Genomic DNA, 2,424 nt, shown 5'->3' with positions numbered 1-2,424 from the left:
ATATTGCGGTTGTTCCGTGAAGAGTTTCCACGTGTACAAAATGTGAATGTGCGTCCGGTTTGGATTGTTGGCGAATTGCTCGAGTTCGGAGGCGATTTCAACAAGTACGTCACCGCGCGGAAGCTTCAGAAGGAAGAGGGGATTCTGTTCCGGCACTGTTTGCGAATGATTCTATTGTTGGATGAAATGGCCAATGTTCCTCCGCTTGAATCGACCGTCGAGACCTGGGAAGATCCGCTCGATGATCTTGCCGACTTGTTGACGGAATCGTGCCGCAAGATCGATCCGCAAAGCACCGACGAAATTCTCTCGGACAACAAGGAACCGGTGGACGACTTGGTCGGACTTGGACGACGCAATGCTTAACCGCGTCATCGATTTGCCTCTCACGCGACTACAGCAGATGCCACTGCATCGGCTCCGAATTTTATGGACTATCGATCGATTATGAACGGCGGGCGGAAAGATCCGTTGGCCGCGGCGATGCGAGGCGGACTGTGGGTCGCCAGCCGGGCGTATGCCGTTGGCATTTGGAAACGCAATCGCAGCTACGATTCCGGCCAAAACGTCCTGCGATGCGATGTGCCGGTAATTAGCGTCGGCAACTTGACCACTGGCGGAACCGGAAAGACGCCCGTCGTCTGTTTTTTGGCAAAATGGTTTCGTAGCAAGGGCATTCGTGTGGGCATCGTCAGCCGTGGATATGGCCGAGGCGATGCCGATGCCAACGACGAGGCACTCGAATTGTATGCTCGGCTTCCGGATGTGCCGCATGTGCAAGATCCCGATCGGGTGGCCGCAGCAGCGATCGCAGTCGACGAATTAGAAGTTCAATTAGTCTTGATGGACGACGGGTTCCAGCACCGCCGCTTGCATCGCGATCTCGATTTAGTGGTGATCGATGCGACCAATCCGTTTGGGTTTGGACATCTCTTGCCGCGAGGTTTATTGCGTGAACCGATCTCGAGCCTAACACGTGCCGACCTGGTCATCCTCAGCCGCTGTGATGCGGTCGATGAGGAACGTCTGGGCTGGATCGAACAGCAGATTCAAAACGTAAACGCGACGCTACCGATCGTGCGAAGCCAGCATGTACCGACGTCGCTGTTAGAGTATCCGAGTCAGGAGGTCCCGCTTTCGAAGCTGGAGGGATGTCGCATTGCGGTCGTTTCGGCGATCGGGAATCCCGACGCTTTCCAAGAAACGTTGACGAAGGGTGGCGCCGAAATCGTCGCATCCCGTGCGCTGCCCGATCACGATCCCTATTCACCCGAAACGGTCGAATCGCTGCGAACGTGGATTCGATCGATGGGCGATTCGATCTCGCGAGTCGTCTGCACTCACAAAGACCTCGTCAAACTTTGCACGGATTCGCTTGGTGGTGTTCCGGTGGCAGCGTTAGTTGTCGAGCTGCGTTTGAGTGAACGGCAAGATTCGGGATCATCCGATTCGGCTGAAGGCGCGTTGCAAGCTCTGCTCGGGCAAGTCGCCGAACAGGTCACAGTGGAAGAAGATTGTTAGCGGCTTGTTGTTTTATTGAGCCGCGACGCGTCAGCGGCCGGGTCCTACGCACTACCCGATGCCTTACGGCCCACGGCTCACGGTTGCGATTTGACTTTGGATTATTCAACAAGCCGCTTGCGCCAACGCAGCTAATAGACGGGAAGACTCCTCCACGGGCGGAGCTCCAAAAAAAACGTCTCTCCGCTGTGGAGAGACGTTTTCAAATTCTCGTATTCAGGTCGCGTTTCAGGAGCGAACTCCTGATGCGATGATTCCTTCGATTCTTACTCAGCAGCTGGTGTTTCAACAACAGCGGTTGTGTTGCTTGGAGTTTCAACTGCGGCAGTCGTGTTCGATCCACCTTCTACTTCTTCGGTATCGTCGATGTTGACCGTTGGCGGGGCAGGAGGCTTGCAACCGACAGCGACAACCATCAATGCAGCAGCAACCAAAAAGGTGGGGATCATCATTCGGAAAGTGGGCACGGAAAAAATCCTCGAACTAAGAAAGGGGTGGAATTGTTTTGCGGGAAAACAGATACGCAAAGGATTGGTTTCCCAAAACCCGAGAGCCGTCTGCGACCCTCGTTCTTACATAGTGGACTCAGTTTTCTTCAAATTTGAAGGGGGATGACCCCAATAATCCTTCAATTCCCTCTCAAAAATCAGTGACTTGGGACAGTTTTAACGGTGAGGCTGCATTCGTTCTGCCGCGAAATCCGATTTCTCAAAGGAGCCCTGGATGGGTTCGTCCCACCCGCCTAACCTCTGTAAATTGTGAAGTGATTTATGCGTATTTGTCACATCCTGCCGCTCTCGCTCGCTATGGCCGTTTTTCTCAGCGTTAGTGCTCGGCCTTCTACAGCTCAAGAACCTGAAGACATGATGTTTAGTGAACAAGTGTCGCTATTCGATTCTTTGG

The 2,424-nt window shown here is 53.7% G+C and carries 3 protein-coding genes; 2 read left to right on the top strand and 1 reads right to left on the bottom strand.

What is annotated here, in order from left to right:
- Both RMSM_RS22210 and lpxK read left to right on the top strand, forming a co-directional pair.
- On the top strand, positions 1-366 hold a 366-nt coding region (locus tag RMSM_RS22210; RefSeq protein ID WP_144057859.1), incomplete at its 5' end, for a DUF3516 domain-containing protein.
- Between the two features lie 63 nt (positions 367-429).
- Positions 430-1,521, top strand: a complete 1,092-nt coding sequence (gene lpxK, locus RMSM_RS22205) for a tetraacyldisaccharide 4'-kinase (RefSeq protein WP_008701612.1) — start codon at positions 430-432, stop codon at positions 1,519-1,521.
- A 266-nt stretch (positions 1,522-1,787) separates the two neighbouring features.
- Here the strand turns inward: lpxK and RMSM_RS22200 are convergent, their stop codons facing one another.
- Positions 1,788-1,988 carry a hypothetical protein gene (locus RMSM_RS22200; RefSeq protein ID WP_144057858.1) on the bottom strand — a complete coding sequence of 67 codons (201 nt, stop codon included), beginning with the start codon at positions 1,986-1,988 and terminating at the stop codon, positions 1,788-1,790.
- Positions 1,989-2,424 lie beyond the last annotated feature (436 nt).

The organism is Rhodopirellula maiorica SM1, from assembly GCF_000346295.1.
Taxonomy (GTDB): domain Bacteria; phylum Planctomycetota; class Planctomycetia; order Pirellulales; family Pirellulaceae; genus Novipirellula; species Novipirellula maiorica.
This window is presented reverse-complemented; position numbering and strand designations above follow the sequence as displayed.